The organism is Streptomyces sp. CB02009, from assembly GCF_001905825.1.
Classification (GTDB): domain Bacteria; phylum Actinomycetota; class Actinomycetes; order Streptomycetales; family Streptomycetaceae; genus Streptomyces.
Genome location: NZ_LIVV01000002.1, coordinates 1,121,288 through 1,135,754 on the forward strand (window position 1 = coordinate 1,121,288; position 14,467 = coordinate 1,135,754).

The 14,467-nt window shown below is 72.4% G+C and carries 9 protein-coding genes, 2 pseudogenes and 1 riboswitch; of the genes and pseudogenes, 4 read left to right on the forward strand and 7 right to left on the reverse strand.

Features of this window, described 5'->3' with window-relative positions; genetic code table 11:
* The first annotated feature begins 105 nt into the window (after positions 1–105).
* Entirely contained in the window at positions 106–354 is a 249-nt protein-coding gene (locus AMK27_RS12045; protein WP_073905409.1) for a hypothetical protein, read from the forward strand.
* Positions 354–1,094 carry a peptidoglycan recognition protein family protein gene (locus AMK27_RS12050; RefSeq protein WP_073905412.1) on the forward strand — a complete coding sequence of 247 codons (741 nt, stop codon included), beginning with the start codon at positions 354–356 and terminating at the stop codon, positions 1,092–1,094. Before AMK27_RS12045 ends, AMK27_RS12050 begins: the two co-directional genes overlap by 1 nt.
* A gap of 432 nt (positions 1,095–1,526) precedes the next feature.
* Here the strand turns inward: AMK27_RS12050 and AMK27_RS12055 are convergent.
* The 5 genes and pseudogenes from AMK27_RS12055 to AMK27_RS12080 all read right to left on the reverse strand — a co-directional run.
* A pseudogene (locus AMK27_RS12055) lies at positions 1,527–2,432 on the reverse strand (molybdopterin oxidoreductase family protein); the annotation flags it as partial.
* Between the two features lie 227 nt (positions 2,433–2,659).
* Positions 2,660–2,887, reverse strand: a complete 228-nt coding sequence (locus AMK27_RS12060; RefSeq protein ID WP_073905415.1) for a hypothetical protein — start codon at positions 2,885–2,887, stop codon at positions 2,660–2,662.
* A gap of 768 nt (positions 2,888–3,655) precedes the next feature.
* Positions 3,656–4,441: pseudogene (locus AMK27_RS12070) on the reverse strand (IS5 family transposase); the annotation flags it as partial.
* Positions 4,442–4,563: 122 nt separating this feature from the next.
* A complete protein-coding gene (gene exaC, locus AMK27_RS12075; RefSeq protein WP_073905417.1) occupies positions 4,564–6,087 on the reverse strand; it encodes an acetaldehyde dehydrogenase ExaC in 1,524 nt (507 codons plus the stop codon).
* Between the two features lie 43 nt (positions 6,088–6,130).
* Complete coding sequence (locus AMK27_RS12080; RefSeq protein ID WP_073906082.1) at positions 6,131–7,507, reverse strand: GAF domain-containing protein; 1,377 nt, start codon at positions 7,505–7,507, stop codon at positions 6,131–6,133.
* A gap of 92 nt (positions 7,508–7,599) precedes the next feature.
* Positions 7,600–7,708: riboswitch (ZMP/ZTP riboswitch) on the forward strand.
* Between the two features lie 28 nt (positions 7,709–7,736).
* Here AMK27_RS12080 and AMK27_RS12085 point away from each other — a divergent pair.
* Positions 7,737–8,591: a bifunctional 5,10-methylenetetrahydrofolate dehydrogenase/5,10-methenyltetrahydrofolate cyclohydrolase gene (locus tag AMK27_RS12085; protein ID WP_073905420.1), complete on the forward strand. Its 855-nt coding sequence runs from the start codon at positions 7,737–7,739 to the stop codon at positions 8,589–8,591.
* A 543-nt stretch (positions 8,592–9,134) separates the two neighbouring features.
* On the forward strand, positions 9,135–9,884 hold the full coding sequence (locus AMK27_RS12090; RefSeq protein ID WP_073905423.1) for a hypothetical protein: 750 nt from the start codon (positions 9,135–9,137) through the stop codon (positions 9,882–9,884).
* Here the strand turns inward: AMK27_RS12090 and AMK27_RS12095 are convergent.
* Both AMK27_RS12095 and AMK27_RS12100 read right to left on the reverse strand, forming a co-directional pair.
* Entirely contained in the window at positions 9,865–11,262 is a 1,398-nt protein-coding gene (locus tag AMK27_RS12095; RefSeq protein ID WP_073905426.1) for an SWIM zinc finger family protein, read from the reverse strand. The two genes, AMK27_RS12090 and AMK27_RS12095, sit on opposite strands and share 20 nt — an antisense overlap.
* A complete protein-coding gene (locus tag AMK27_RS12100) occupies positions 11,259–14,366 on the reverse strand; it encodes a DEAD/DEAH box helicase (RefSeq protein WP_073905428.1) in 3,108 nt (1,035 codons plus the stop codon). Before AMK27_RS12100 ends, AMK27_RS12095 begins: the two co-directional genes overlap by 4 nt.
* Positions 14,367–14,467 lie beyond the last annotated feature (101 nt).

The window sequence follows — 14,467 nt, forward strand, 5'->3', positions numbered from 1 at the left end:
GGAGAGGCGTGGCTGCGCACTCTGGAAGCCCCGACCGTACGGAAGGGGGCACGCATCACCTGACCACCCGAGCTGCTTCGCCAACTCATCTCATCTGGAGCCAAGTTGACCCAGGACCTCTCCCGTCGCGTCGCACTGCGCGCGGCCGTCGGCAGCGCACTCGTGCTGCCCGTCGTCCAGGCGGGCGCCGCGCAGGCCTCCAGCCCCCTTCCGCCGACGGAACGCGGGCAGGCCCCCGTGACCAACCCCCGAGACCCCGGCGCCGTCTACGGCCCCGAGGCCGCCCGCACCGCGCACGCCGAACCGCTCAACGCCGCCGTCGCATGCGCCACGGCCCGTGGGGGGCACCGCTGATGGCCACCTTCGTGACCCGCGCCCAGTGGGGCGCCCGAGCGCCCCAGAGCACCAGCGGCAACATCACCCCCGCGGAGGGCGGTGTGGTCGTCCACCACGTCGACGCCGTCAAAGTGGCCAGGGCCGACCACGCCGACTGCGCCGCTCAGGTGCGGGGCATCCAGAACTACCACATGGATTCGAACGGCTGGTCGGACATCGCCTACAGCCACCTCGCCTGCGTCCACGGCTACCTCTTCCAGGGGCGCGGCGAGTACGTGCGCACGGCGGCACAGGGCACGACGCAGGGCAACGACGACTGGTACGCGGTCTGCGCGCTGACCGGCGGCACCAGCGGCAGCTACGACGTCATCACGAGCCAGCTGATCGACGCCATCCGGTACGGCATCAACCGTCTGCGCTCGTCCGGTGGAGCCGCCCAGGCCATCACCGGCCATCGGGACCACCACGCGACGGAATGCCCGGCCGCCCTCTACACCCGGGTCGTCAGCGGCGAGGTCAACCCCGGCGGCGGCCCCCTGCCGTATCCCGGGGTCACCTTCCGCCAGTCCCCGGCCACCGTGCACGCGAGTGTGGCGACCTGGCAGCAACGCATGAACACCGCCCACGGCTTCGCCCTCACCGTGGACGGCCAGTACGGCCCGGGTTCCGATGCGGCCTGCCGCACCTTCCAATCCCGCAAGGGCCTCACCGTGGACGGCCTGGTCGGCCCGACCACCTGGGGAACGACGTTCGCCTAGCCGCACCACCCAGGCCCGCCGTGGCCGGCACCCGGACGCCCACCGAGCACAGCGCGGGGGCGTCCGGATCTGTGCGGGTGCGGGAGGCTGTCAGCCGGCGATGCTCTCCAGCAGGAGCTGGGAGCCTGCGGTGATCAGGCCGGGGACGGTGAAATCGAGTCCGACCGAGCGCGTGACCCGGGGGCCAGAGTGTAGGTGCCGATCGTGTTCCTGGGCGCTGTGGGCCGCACGTAGACGGTCTGGATCTGTGGTGCTGCGCCGTCTACCGACACGGCCACCGCTCCGTTCCACGTGTTGCCCGGAACGTCCGTGGGCCCGGTGACGTTCGAGCCGAAGACCAGACGGACGGTGCGTGAGGGGGAGGAGGGGTTCCGCAGGGCGAGGTCGACGGAGTAGCGGGTCCGTAGTTGCTCCAGCCGCGCTGTGAGCGTGCAGTGTGCCGCGTTCTGTGGTGACGTCGACGAGGTCGCCCTCGGCGGCGGCGATCTCCACCCATACGCCCGGGGCCGCGACCTCCAGCTCGGGGACCCGGCCCGTCTTGGTGCGGGTGTGGAAGTGGTAGAGGGTGCGGCCGTTGGTCAGCGGGGAGGGGTGCTCGTCGTCGGGCCACTCCTTCGGCGGAATGTAGGGGGCGGACCGGATCAGTGCCTTGCCGCGCGGGTTCACCGACCGGTACCACTCCTCGCCCAGCGGTTCGCCGGAGACGAGGTCCTTGCCGTAGGTCACGCACCGGTCCGGGTGTGCCCAGGTGACGCCGTCCGGGTAGAGCCGGTCGGTGCCGTCGGGGGCGTCTTCGGTGACGGGCCACTGGATTCCGCTGGGGCCGCGGAGCTGTGCGTAGCTGAGGCCGGTGCCGTCGCAGGGGCGGCCGGCACTGCAGTGCTTCCATGCCTCGAAGGCTTGCTCGGGGCCGTTCCAGTGCACCAGGGGTGCGCCGCGCTTGTCCTGGAAGCCCATGCGGGCGGCGTAGTCGAGGAAGATGTCGAGATCCGGGCGGGCGTCGCCGGGCGGGTCGACGGCCTTCTCGCAGAGATGGACGGTGCGGTCGGCGTTGGTGAACGTGCCGGTCTTCTCGCCCCAGGTCGCCGCCGGCAAGACCACGTCGGCGAACTGGGCCGTCTCGGTCAGGAACAGGTCCTGAACCACCAGGAACAGCTCTTCCTGGTCGAGGATCGAGCGGATCCGGGCCAGTTCGGGCAGGGAGACGGCCGGGTCGGTGGCACTGATCCACAGCATCCGCACCTCGTGCTGCTCCGTGAGCCGGAAGATCTCCATGGCGTGCGTGGGCGGCCCATCGTGGGGGATCGCGGAGGGCTCCACGTTCCATATCCTGGCCAGTGCGCGGCCGGGCCGGCGACCGGGTGAACCGGGGCCGGCTACGAGGGCTCAGGTGAGCTGCGCCGGCGGACGGGCAACGGCCGGATCACTCACGGCACGCACAAGCTCGGCAGATCCGTCCGGAGGAACGACGGTACGTCGTCCGAGACCGTGTTCCTCGGCCAGCCCGGGTGGATACGTTCGCATCTGATCCATGGTCGGGCGTACGGTCGAAGGACCGGGCGCGATTACGCACAGGTCTTGGCGAGGTCCATCAGCTCCCTGAGCGCCTCCTCGCGTGTTCCGAACCCGTATGGAGCCATGCTCGCAGCCTGACTACGGGTCGCACTGAACAGTGCCGACACGTTGCCCACCTGCATCCGAGTCTTGTTGAACTGGACTACCAGCTCGGCGTATGCGTCAGCCTCTGACTGCCAGAGCGCGTCCTCACGCTGGCCCGGTAGCTGCAACTTCACGCCGCGTACTTTGCCGTTGGCCTGAGCCTTACCTGCGGCGAAAGCACAACGGCAGCGACGACACCAACGCCACCCGTGATTGCTGCGGCCCAGACGGCCGCGTCCCCCTGATCCATGGGCGGATTTTCACATGGGTCGTGGTCCTATAAGGGCGTTCTGTCCCGGCAGGGGTGTTTGAGAAGTTGACGGGTTGGTCGCCGTTCGGGACGGCTCTGACCCGAGGAGGGGCACTTCTGACAGGATGACGTCATGCTCGATTTCGGCATCGCGGGCTACCAGCCAGCATGGTTGGACGGCCGTAGTGACGTCGTGCAGGAGCATGGAAATCGCCTGCGCGGTCTTGCTGGTCGGACGCTCACGAGAGTCTGGATGGTCTGGGACCTCAGGGATGACGAGTGGTTCTGCGACTGCCCGGTGCTGTTCGACTTCGATGGCGAGCAGGTCGAGATCAACCATCGAAAGCTCGGCGATCTCTCCCTCACGTGGAACATGATCGACCCCACCCGTCCAGTCCGGTGGCCTGGCTTCGACCTGCAGTGGCGCCCCGAACCTTTCCCCGGACTGCACGCTCTGCTGGGGACGCCCCTCACGGGGGCCGAACTGCTCGAATGGACAGGCAGGGATATCGCTCAGGGCAACGTCGACATCAGCTTCGTCTGCGATTCGGGTCGCGTGACCGTCTTCAACGCACTCGACGAGAACGGGGTGAGCTTCGACCCTCCCGGTCCGAGCCAGCGGTCCCACCCGTTCCATTGACGCGGTCGGTGTCCAGGCATCACGCCCGTTCGGGGTGGACTCCCTTGTGAGGCGGCGACTTATGAGGTCGACCATTGCCAGCTTGATCATCGCTTCGGATCGGTGTGGGTGGGTCTCGTAGTCGCGGCTGAGGCGCCGGTGGTGCATGAGCCAGCCGAAGGTCCGCTCGACGACCCAGCGCCGCGGAATCACCTTGAAGCCCTTCGTGGCCGGGTCGCGATGGACGACTTCGACGTGGATGCCCAGGCGGGCTCCGTGCTCGATGGCTTTGATTCGATAGCCGCTGTCGGCCCAGGCCTTGGTCACTCGCGGGTGGGCCTTCGAGATCTGTGAGAGCACCTGGATGCCGCCGGCGTTGTCGGAGACGCTCGCGGCGGTGACCAGCACGGCCAGGAGAAGACCGAGGGTGTCGACGCCGATACGGCGCTTGCGGCCCGCGATCTTCTTGCCCGCGTCGATGCCCTGGCCGGCCGCGTGGACGTTCGCGGAAGTCTTGATGCTCTGCGCGTCCAGCACGCACGCACTCGGCTTGCCGTCGCGCCCCTCCGCCTCCCCGACCAGACGGCGGAGGGGCCCGTTGAGTTGGTCGAAGACTCCGTCCTTCTGCCAGGCAGTGAAGTAGCCGTAGACCGTTTCCCATGGCGGGAAGTCGTGCGGCAGATATCGCCAGGGGATGCCGGTGCGGTCGACGTAGAGGACCGCTTCCATGATCCGCCGCAGGTCGTGCTCGGGCGGCCGGCCTATGCCCAGACCCTTCGCCCTCCGCTCGGCCCGCCAGGCCGACAGAATGGGCTGCATCAACTCCTACCGGGCATCGGACAGGTCACTCGGATACGGCCGCTGTCGAGGCATGTTTCTGCGGTGCGAGAGAGAGGCGCCTGACAGGCGAATGCCCAGCTCAGGCGCCTCCTTTCGTGTCCCTAGAAGAAGCCCAGCTTCTTCGGTGAGTAGCTCACCAGCAGGTTCTTCGTCTGCTGGTAGTGGTCCAGCATCATCCGGTGGGTCTCGCGGCCGATGCCCGACTGCTTGTAGCCTCCGAACGCGGCATGGGCCGGGTACGCGTGGTAGCAGTTCGTCCAGACGCGGCCCGCCTGGATGGCGCGGCCCGCACGGTAGGCCGTGTTCGTGTCGCGGGTCCAGACGCCGGCGCCCAGGCCGTACAGGGTGTCGTTCGCCGTGTCGATCGCGTCGTCGAAGCCCGTGAACGACGTCACCGCCACCACCGGACCGAAGATCTCCTCCTGGAAGACCCGCATGCGGTTGTCGCCCTCGAAGATCGTCGGCTGGACGTAGTAGCCGCCCGCCAGATCGCCCCCGTGCTCGACGATCTGGCCGCCCGTCAGGATCTTCGCGCCTTCCTGCTGGCCGATCTCCAGGTAGGAGACGATCTTCCGCAGCTGCTCCGCCGAGGCCTGCGCGCCGATCATGGTGTCGGTGTCCAGCGGGTGGCCCGGGACGATCTTCTCCGTGCGGGCGATCGCCGCTTCCAGGAACTCGCCGTAGTGGCCGCGCTGGACGAGCGCGCGCGAGGGGCAGGTGCAGACCTCGCCCTGGTTGAGCGCGAACATCGTGAAGCCCTCGAGCGCCTTGTCGCGGAAGTCGTCGTCCGCCGCCCACACGTCGTCGAAGAAGATGTTCGGCGACTTGCCGCCGAGTTCCAGGGTCACCGGCTTCAGGTTCTCGGAGGCGTACCCCATGATCAACCGGCCGGTCGAGGTCTCGCCGGTGAAGGCGATCTTGGCGACGCGCGGCGAGGACGCGAGCGGCTTCCCGGCCTCCTCGCCGAAGCCGTTGACGACGTTGAGGACGCCCGGCGGCAGCAGGTCCGCGACCAGACTGAGCCAGAAGTGGATCGAGGCGGGGGTCTGTTCGGCCGGCTTGAGGACCACCGCGTTGCCCGCGGCGAGCGCCGGCGCCAGCTTCCACACCGCCATCAGGATCGGGAAGTTCCACGGGATGATCTGCGCGACCACTCCCAGGGGCTCGTGGAAGTGGTACGCGACGGTGTCGTCGTCGATCTCGCTCAGCGCGCCCTCCTGGGCCCGCAGCACCCCCGCGAAGTAGCGGAAGTGGTCGATGGCGAGCGGGATGTCGGCGGCCAGCGTCTCCCGGACCGGCTTGCCGTTGTCCCAGCTCTCCGCCACGGCGAGCGCCTCAAGGCCGCTCTCCATCCGGTCCGCGATCCGCAGGAGCACGGAGGCCCGCTCGGCCGGCGCCGTCCGTCCCCACGCCGGGGCCGCCGCGTGCGCCGCGTCGAGGGCGCGCTCCACGTCCTCGGCGGTGCCGCGCGCGACCTCCGTGAAGGGGCGGCCGTCGATCGGGCTGGGGTTCTCGAAGTAGCCGCCGAGCGCGGGAGCGAGGTACGCGCCTCCGATCCAGTGGTCGTAGCGGGCCTCGTACGACATGAGCGCGCCCTCGGTACCGGGTGCGGCGTATCGGGTCATGGCATGGCCTCCCTGGGACGCGCCGGCCGTCCCTGGCCGGCGCTCACCGGCGAGTGTGCGGCCCCGAACGTTGCAAGACCGTTGCACCGGCGGACAGTTCCGCCTCCAGGGAGTCGAGACGCGCGCGTACGGGCGGGAGCCGAGCCGCCGGAACGGCCGCGCACAACGCCCGCCAGACCTCCAGGTCGTCCTCGCCCCAGCTGCTGTACGCCCAGTCCGCGAGCAGCCCGGGGTCGCCCCGGTCGACCAGCGCCGCCCGCAGCCGGCCCGCGAGCCGCTCCCGCAGCCGTACGACCCCGGGGGCGAGCGAGGCCGGAAGCAGCGGGCCCCCGTACTCCCCGGCCGCCGCCGCGACGGCCCCCGACGCGAGCCGCCGGTCCACCGCCGCGAAGTCCGCGTCCACCCCGCCCGCCAGCCGGTACGGGCGGGAACGCAGCACGTCCGGACCCAGCAGCGCCCGGAGCCGCGACAGTTCCGCCCGCAGTGTCACCGGCGTGACGGACTCGTCCTCGTACAGGAGCGTGAGGAGCTCGTCGCCGCTGACCCCTTCCGGGCGGTGCGCGAGCAGGACCAGGATCTCGCTGTGCCGGCGGCTCAGCCGGACCCGCCGGCCGCCGAGCGACAGCGACGCCTCGTCGCGGCCGAGCGCCGCGAGGCTCGCCCTGTCCGCCTCCGGGGCCGGCCCGAGCAGCGCCAGCTGCGACTCCGCTGCCCGCGCCACCGCCTGGACGAAGCCGAGACTGTGCGGATGCGCGAGCCGGCGTCCGCCCGTGATGTCGACCGCGCCGAGCACCCGCCCGCTGCGCGGGTCGTGCACGGGCGCGGCGGCGCAGGTCCAGGCCCGCACCGGGTGGCGGAAGTGCTCGGCGGCGACCACCTGGACCGGCCGGTCGACCGCGAGGGCCGTGCCGGGCGCGTTCGTTCCCGCCGCCGCCTCCGACCAGCGGGCCCCGGCCACGAAGTTCATCCCGCGTGCCTTGCGCAGCGTGGCCGGGTGGCCCTCGACCCACAGCATCCGGCCGGCTGCGTCGCACACCGCGAGGAGGTGCTCCCCGTCCGTCGCGTACGCCCCCATCAGCTCCCGGATCACCGGCATCGCCGCCGCCAGCGGATGGCCGTCCCGGAAGTCGGCGAGCTCGTCCTCGTCCAGCTCCACCCGGGCCGCTCCGTCCGGACTCACGCGCGCGCGTGCGGAACGCCGCCACGAAGCGGCGACCAGCGGTCGGATCGTCCCGCGGCCGCCGATCGTCGTTCCTGTTTCGCCGCCGCCGGTCGCCGGTCCCGTTTCCCTGCCCCCGACCGTCGCTCCCGCCTCCCCGCCGCCGCGGGCCGTCCCGTCCACCCGCTTCGCCCGTCCGGCCACCCACGCGTCGCTCAACTCGGCCTCCTCGTCGAGGTCGTCCCGGCCCGTCGGGCTCATCGTGATGCGCGGGAACGCCGTCGACAAGCACCTGGGCGCCCCCTCCCGCCCACCCTGTCCGGGACCGGCCCCCGACCGCTCACGTACAGTGGGGCTCGGGCCGTGACTGGCGCTTGAGGTGGATCACCACCGGGGAGCGGTCCGGCGGGGGCGTGCTCGACCGGCGCGCCCGTACCGATGCCGTGCGCCTGGGCGAATCACCTGTCAGAGACGACGCCCAGGAGTTGCCATGTCCACCAGCACCGCCACCCTCATGGACGGAACGGCCCTCGCCCGCCGTACGGTCGAGGAGACCGCCGCCCGCGCCGCCGAGATCACCCGCCGCACCGGCGTCACACCGTGCCTCGCGACCGTCCTGGTCGGTGCGGACCCGGCCTCGGTCACGTACGTGAAGATGAAGCAGAACCGCTGCGCGAAGGCCGGAATCCGCTCCAAGCACGTCGAGCTGCCCGCCACCACGACGACCGAGGAGCTCGTCGCCGCGATCACGGCCCTGTCCGAGGACCCCGAGGTCCACGGCATCCTCCTCCAGCACCCCGTCGGCCCCCACATCGACGAGCGCGCCGCCTTCGAGGCCATCGCCCCGGAGAAGGACGTCGACGGTGTCACCATGGCCTCCTTCGCCGCCATGGGCTTCGGCCTGCCCGGCTTCGTCTCCTGCACCCCGGGCGGCATCATCCGCCTCCTCGACGCCTACGACGTGGAACTCCGAGGCAAGCGCGCCGTCGTCGTCGGCCGCAGCGCGATCCTCGGCAAGCCGGCCGGACTCCTCCTCCTCGGCCGCGATGCCACCGTCACCTACTGCCACTCCCGCACCGAGGACCTCTCCTCGGTCGTCCGCGAGGCCGACGTCCTCGTGGCCGCCGTCGGCAAGCCGAACTTCATCAAGGGCGCGGACATCAAGCCCGGCGCCGTCGTCATCGACGCCGGCTACAACCCGGGCAACGTCGGCGACGTCGACTTCGCCTCGGCCGCCGAGCGCGCCTCCCTCATCACGCCCGTGCCGGGTGGCGTGGGCCCCATGACCATCGCCGTGCTCCTCGCCCAGACCGTCGAGGGCGCTGAGCGCCAGCTCGGCCTGTAGGAGCGGTTCGTGACGGGGCGGCGGAAGGAGCGGCGGGCGGGATCGGGGCCGACGATGGTCACGTTTCTGTACAGGCCGCTCCCCGCACCCGTAAAAAGGTGGCCGCGGAGCCGCCGACGGGCGAACCTTGACCTTGTGCCCCACCCGTCCCCCTCCACCCCGCCGTCACCGGACCGCCGACCGGGCGATTCCCATCCGCTCGGTGAGCCCGACTCGCTCGACACGACCGATCGCGGCGGTTGCGCCGAACGCGCCGATCGTGATGACTTGCCCGGGATATCGAGATTGTCAGATTCATCGGATACGCGTGATGAACCCGGGGCGGATGATGTCGCCGGTACGCACCCGGTTCCCCGTTCTGCCGCACCCGCACCACCCGATCCCGAAACCGGTGCCGGTGTCGGTGCACGCGTTGGCAGCAGCACGGGCACCGGTACCGAAACCGGCGCCGAAACCGGCACCGACTCCGGCTGGTCGCCCCGCCTCGTCCGGCTCGGCGCGCCCCGGCCCGGACCGGCCGCCCGAGGCGCCCGACGGTTCGGCGTGCCGCTCGTCCCGCTGCTCGTCGCCGGGCTCGTGGCGACCGCGTTCGTCGCCTCCCGGGGCGGGACCGAACAGACCCTGTCCACGGGCGAACGGGCCGGCGGCGACCAGGCCGGCGCGCCCTCACCCGTCGTCTCCGACGAGGGCCGCCCCGAGGCCACCCCGCCGGGCGGCGGAGGACCGACCGGCACACCCACGGGCGACGCCGGGACGACCGCCGTCCGCAGCGCCGACACGCCGTCGGCGGCCCTGACCTCGGACGCCACGCCGAGCCGTACCGCCTCCCCGCACCGGACCGCCGGCCCCGGGGGCACCGCGTCCGCGACGCCCTCCCGGACCGGCGGCACGACCGCCACATCCCGGCCGACCCGCCCCGCGACCGGTGGCGCCGGTGCGCCCCGTCCCGTCTCCTTCGAGGCGCTGAGGGTCGGTGACTGCTTCGACATCGACCGCGGCGCGCCGGGCACCGCACTCCGGCGGGCCTGCGACACGCCGCACCACGCCGAACTCGTCGCCCGGCTCCGCCTCACCGGTCTCCATGCCACGGACACGGCGATCCGCGAGGCGGCCACGCTGCTCTGCCGTGAACCACTGCGCCGCAAGGCGGCACGTCAGCCGCTCGGTACGCGCTGGACCACCTTCGTCCAGTACCCGTACCGGACGAGCTACCTCCTCGGCTCGGACGCGATCGCCTGCAGCCTGGCCGCCAACACCAGCGGTGAGGGCGCCCTCAGCCGTCGGCTCCAGTAGGACCGGCGGCGAGGGCCGTCGCCAGAGCCGTCGCCGGATCCCGGTCCGCCGGTCCGGCGGGGGACCAGCGGGCACCCGCCTTCAGGTACGGCCACCAGCGGCCGTCCTCGCCGAGGCGCAGTTGCGCCTCCGCACCCACCACCGTCCACCGCGCACCACCGGACCGCCGCAGCGCCGGGCGCTCGTCGTCCTCCCACGCCTCCGTGAGCCGGTTTCCCGCCCACACGAGCGCCTCGGCGTCCGGCGTCCACTCCTCCTCCAGTACGGCGAGGGCGGCGGCGCCACCGAAGCGCCACGCGCGCGTGGCGAGGTCCATCTCCGCCCGTGTCCGGCCCGAGCCGGAGGTGAGCCGTGCCGTGATCCAGGGCACGGGGGAGCCCGCGGCGAGCCGCACGGCATCCTGAGCGACCGTCAGCGCAGCCGGAGCCGCAGCCGCCGCAACCGGAGAAGCCGTTGACCGCGTCGTCGGCCCGCCGTGGCCCGACGCTCCGCAGGGTGTCCCACCCGCTGACGCCCCGTCGGCGAGTGCCTCCACCAGCATCCGGTGCGCGCGGACCGCCGCGTCCGAGGCGAGGAACTCCAGAGCGGCCGGGTCGACCCCGGGCTCCGGTTCCGTCTCCGTGTCCAGGGACGGCGACCGGCCCGGCGCATCACCGGCGACCGGAGGCGCGGGGAGCGGCGGCACGAGGAACCCCGCCGCGTATGCCTCCTCGGCCGACACACCCGGCATCCCTCCGGTGCCCTCCGCCGTGTCCGCGCCCGGTGCGCCGTCCGCTTCCCGCCCGCCGTGCGCGGCACGCGATGCGCTGCGTGCCTGCAACTGGTCCAGGAGGGTCCGCTCGCCGCGGCCCCGCATGAGGAGCAGGACGAAGGGGTCCTCGTCGAGCAGCCGGGCCACCTGGTAGCAGAGCGCGGACGTGTGCGGACAGTGGTCCCACGCCTCGCAGCCGCACTCGGGTTCGAGATCCCCGATTCCCGGCAGGAGTTCGAGTCCTGCCGCCGCCGCGTCCTCGACCAGGTGCGGCGGCATCTCACGGTCGAGGAGCGCGGCGATGTGCCCCGCGCTGTCGACGGCGAGGTCCAGGAGCCGCTCCCACTCCTCCGCCGAGAACTCCCGCACCAGGACGTCGCTGCGGTACGCCGTGCCGTCCCGGTCCTTCACCACCGCCGTGATGCGGCCGGGCCGCACCGACACGGCGCCCACCGCTCCCGCGCGCGCGTGCCGCCGCCCGGCCTTGAGCTGCTGGCCGTCGAGAGCCGTGTCCTCCAGTGCCTTCAGCCAGGAGAGGCCCCACCAGGTCCTGGCGAAGGCCGCGCCCCGCGCGGGCGGCAGCGCCGCGAAGGTCCGCTCGTCGCCCTCGTGTCCGTACCCGCTCATCGTGCGTCACCCCGCAGTCGTACGAGCTCCGCCAGCTCGGCATCGGTCAGTTCGGTCAGCTCCGACGGGGTGTCGCCGCCGGTCCCGAGGACGGTGTCCGCCAGCTCCCGCTTGCGGTCGAGCATGGTCGCGATCCGGTCCTCGATCGTGCCCTCGGCGATCAGCCGGTGCACCTGCACCGGGCGGTCCTGCCCGATCCGGTACGCGCGGTCGGTCGCCTGGGCCTCCACGGCCGGGTTCCACCAGCGGTCGTAGTGCACGACGTGCTCGGCGCGCGTGAGGTTCAGCCCGGTGCCGGCGGCCTTGAGGGACAGCAGGAAGACCGGGACCTCGCCGCTCTGGAAACGGGCGACCATCGCCTCACGCTCGGCGACCGGCGTCCCGCCGTGCAGGAACTGCGTCCGCACGCCGCGCGCCGCGAGGTGGGCCTCCAGGAGCCTGGCCATCCCCACGTACTGGGTGAAGACCAGGGTGCACGCGCCCTCGGCGAGGATCGTGTCGAGGAGCTCGTCGAGCAGCTCCAGCTTGCCCGAGCGGCCCTCGATCCTCGGCCGGTCCTCCTTGAGGTACTGGGCGGGGTGGTTGCAGATCTGCTTGAGCCCGGTCAGCAGTTTGACGACCAGTCCGCGCCGCGCCATGCCGTCGGCCTCGGCGATCGCCGTCAGCGTCTCGCGTACCACCGCCTCGTAGAGACCGCCCTGCTCCGGCGTCAGGGAGACGGCCCGGTCGGTCTCCGTCTTCGGCGGCAGCTCGGGCGCGATGCCGGGGTCCGACTTGCGGCGGCGCAGCAGGAACGGGCGGACAAGTGCGGCGAGCCGCGCGGCCGCGGCCGGGTCCCGGCCGCCCTCCACGGCGGCCGCGAACCGGGTCCTGAAGGAGCCCAGGGTGCCGAGCAGCCCCGGCGTGGTCCAGTCGAGGATCGCCCACAGCTCGGAGAGGTTGTTCTCCACCGGAGTGCCGGACAGCGCCACGCGCGCGCGTGCCCCGATGGTCCGCAGCTGCCTGGCCGTCGCCGAGTACGGGTTCTTGACGTGCTGCGCCTCGTCCGCGACGACGAGTCCCCAGCTCCGCTCGGCGAGTCGCGCCGCGTCGAGCCGCATGGTGCCGTACGTGGTGAGGACGAACCCGCCGTCGGCGAGGTCCTCCAGGTCACGGGTCGCGCCGTGGAAGCGGCGCACCGGCGTGGCCGGCGCGAACCTCTCGACCTCGCGCTGCCAGTTGCCCATGAGGGAGGTCGGGCAGACGACGAGGGTGGGCCCGGCGGATTCCGGATCCGACTGGCGGTGCAGGTGCAGTGCGATGACCGTGATGGTCTTGCCGAGCCCCATGTCGTCGGCGAGACATCCACCGAGGCCGAGCGAGGTCATCCGGTGCAGCCAGTCGAGCCCGCGCAGCTGGTAGTCGCGCAGGGTCGCGGCGAGCCCGGGGGGTTGGGGCACCTGCGGCCTGCCGCCCTCGGGGTCGGCGATCCGCTCCCGCAGCCGCTCCAGCCAGCCGGTCGCCGCCACCTCGACGGGCCGGCCGTCGACCTCGGTGGTTCCGGTGAGGACGGCCGAGAGGGCGTCCACCGGAGTCACCGTACGGTCCTGCTGCGACCGGGCACGACGCACCTCGGCCGGGTCGACCAGCACCCAGCGGTCACGCAGGCGGACCAGTGGCCGGCCGGCCTCGGCCAGCCGGTCGAGCTCGGCGCGCGTCAGCTCCTGATCGCCGACGGCGAAGCGCCAGTTGAAGCCGAGCAGGGCGTCGGCGGAGAGGAAGGAGGGAAGGGTCGAGGAGGTACGTGCCTCCACTGCGCCTGCTGCCTCTGCCGTATCCGCTCTCACATCACCGGAGCCGTCATCGGAACCGAAGCCGGTGCCGGTGCCGGTGCCGTCCCCGTGCCCGGTGCCGTCTCCGAGCCCGGACCCGTCGGCGGCGGTGCTCCGGCCGTCCGACAGCTCCCCGCCCACCGGTCCGATCACCGCACGCGCCGTCAGCCGGTCCGCGAGTTCGCGCGGCCAGTGCACCTGGACGCCGGTGTCCGCGAGGGCCCGGCCCGCCGTCCCGAGCAGCTCCGCGACCTCCTCGTCGGCGAGTTCGACGGTGTCGGGCACCGCCGCCGTGAGGAGCGGGGTGAGCGGGCTCCAGGCGCGTGCGGCGCGTCGGAGGGAGAGCAGGGCGTCCATACGGGCCCGGGGGCCGAACGCGGCCGCCGTCCGGCTGGACCCCGCCCACACCTCCGCCGCGTCCGCCACGAGGGTCGGGTCGGCGACACCGTGCAGCTGCAGGACCGCCCGGAAGTCGGGAGCCTTCTCCGACTCGGCGGTGAAGCCCGGCAGTTCGAGCCGGAGCGACAGGCGGACGCCCGCGTCGTGCACCGCCGCCACGTCGGCTGCCCACGCCCGCTGCCCGGGAACCGGCTGCGGTGCCTCGGCGGCGAAGGCGGGGCCACCGGCGGCGAGCGCGGCGGCCGGAGTGCGGGGGAAGGTGTCCGCGACGGCGTCGGCGAACGCGCGCAGCAGCGCCTCGGGTTCGGGCAGGAGCATCGGGTCGTCCGAGGACAGTGGTGCGTCCGAGGACAGCGGTGCGGCGTGGGCCTCGGGAGGCATCGAGGCGGCGAGCGTCCGCAGTGCGGCGAGCTCACCGGGCCCGAGCGGACCCGCCCGCCAGGCGTCGATGTCACCGGGGGTGAGGCCGGGCAGCAGCAGGCCGCGTGCGACCAGGTCGAGGGCGAGGAGGGAAGCGGCACCCCAGAAGGCGCTCGCGGGCGACGCGGAGTCGGCGAAGCGGGCCCGGGTGAGCAGCGGCAGGGCGTCCCGTACGGAGAGGACACGCGCGGGGACGGTCACCGGCCGGAGGCTCTCTCCGTCGACGACCGTGATGTCGCTGACACTGGTGTCGCTGAGCGAGAAGCCGACGGCCGTGGACCCGACGACCGGTGTGTCAGTGCCACCGGCGCCGGCGGCCTCGGCGTCCGTGTTCGGCAGCATCTCGCCGTCCGCGGACCAGAAGGCGATCCGGCCCGCGCGAGGCGGATCGGCGGGGAGGAAGACGGCGGAGTGGCGGGTGAGCTCGGGGGATGTGCCCCGGGAGGGCTCCCGGGCGGATGCCGGAGCGGGCATCTGAACGGGTTCGCGGGCGGAATCATCGGGTCCGTGCGACAGCGACAACGCATTCCTCAAATTTGACTACCTGAAGTCCGAGCGGCCGAGGGTACCTCACC

Excerpts from the sequence above, each read along its gene's own strand:
- AMK27_RS12050 (WP_073905412.1), top strand. The coding sequence starts at position 354 with ATGGCCACCTTCGTGACCCGCGCCCAGTGGGGCGCCCGAGCGCCCCAG.
- AMK27_RS12095 (WP_073905426.1), bottom strand. The coding sequence starts at position 11,262 with ATGAGCGGGTACGGACACGAGGGCGACGAGCGGACCTTCGCGGCGCTG.
- AMK27_RS12080 (WP_073906082.1), bottom strand. The coding sequence starts at position 7,507 with ATGAGCCCGACGGGCCGGGACGACCTCGACGAGGAGGCCGAGTTGAGC.
- AMK27_RS12085 (WP_073905420.1), top strand. The coding sequence starts at position 7,737 with ATGTCCACCAGCACCGCCACCCTCATGGACGGAACGGCCCTCGCCCGC.
- AMK27_RS12100 (WP_073905428.1), bottom strand. The coding sequence starts at position 14,366 with ATGCCCGCTCCGGCATCCGCCCGGGAGCCCTCCCGGGGCACATCCCCC.
- exaC (WP_073905417.1), bottom strand. The coding sequence starts at position 6,087 with ATGACCCGATACGCCGCACCCGGTACCGAGGGCGCGCTCATGTCGTAC.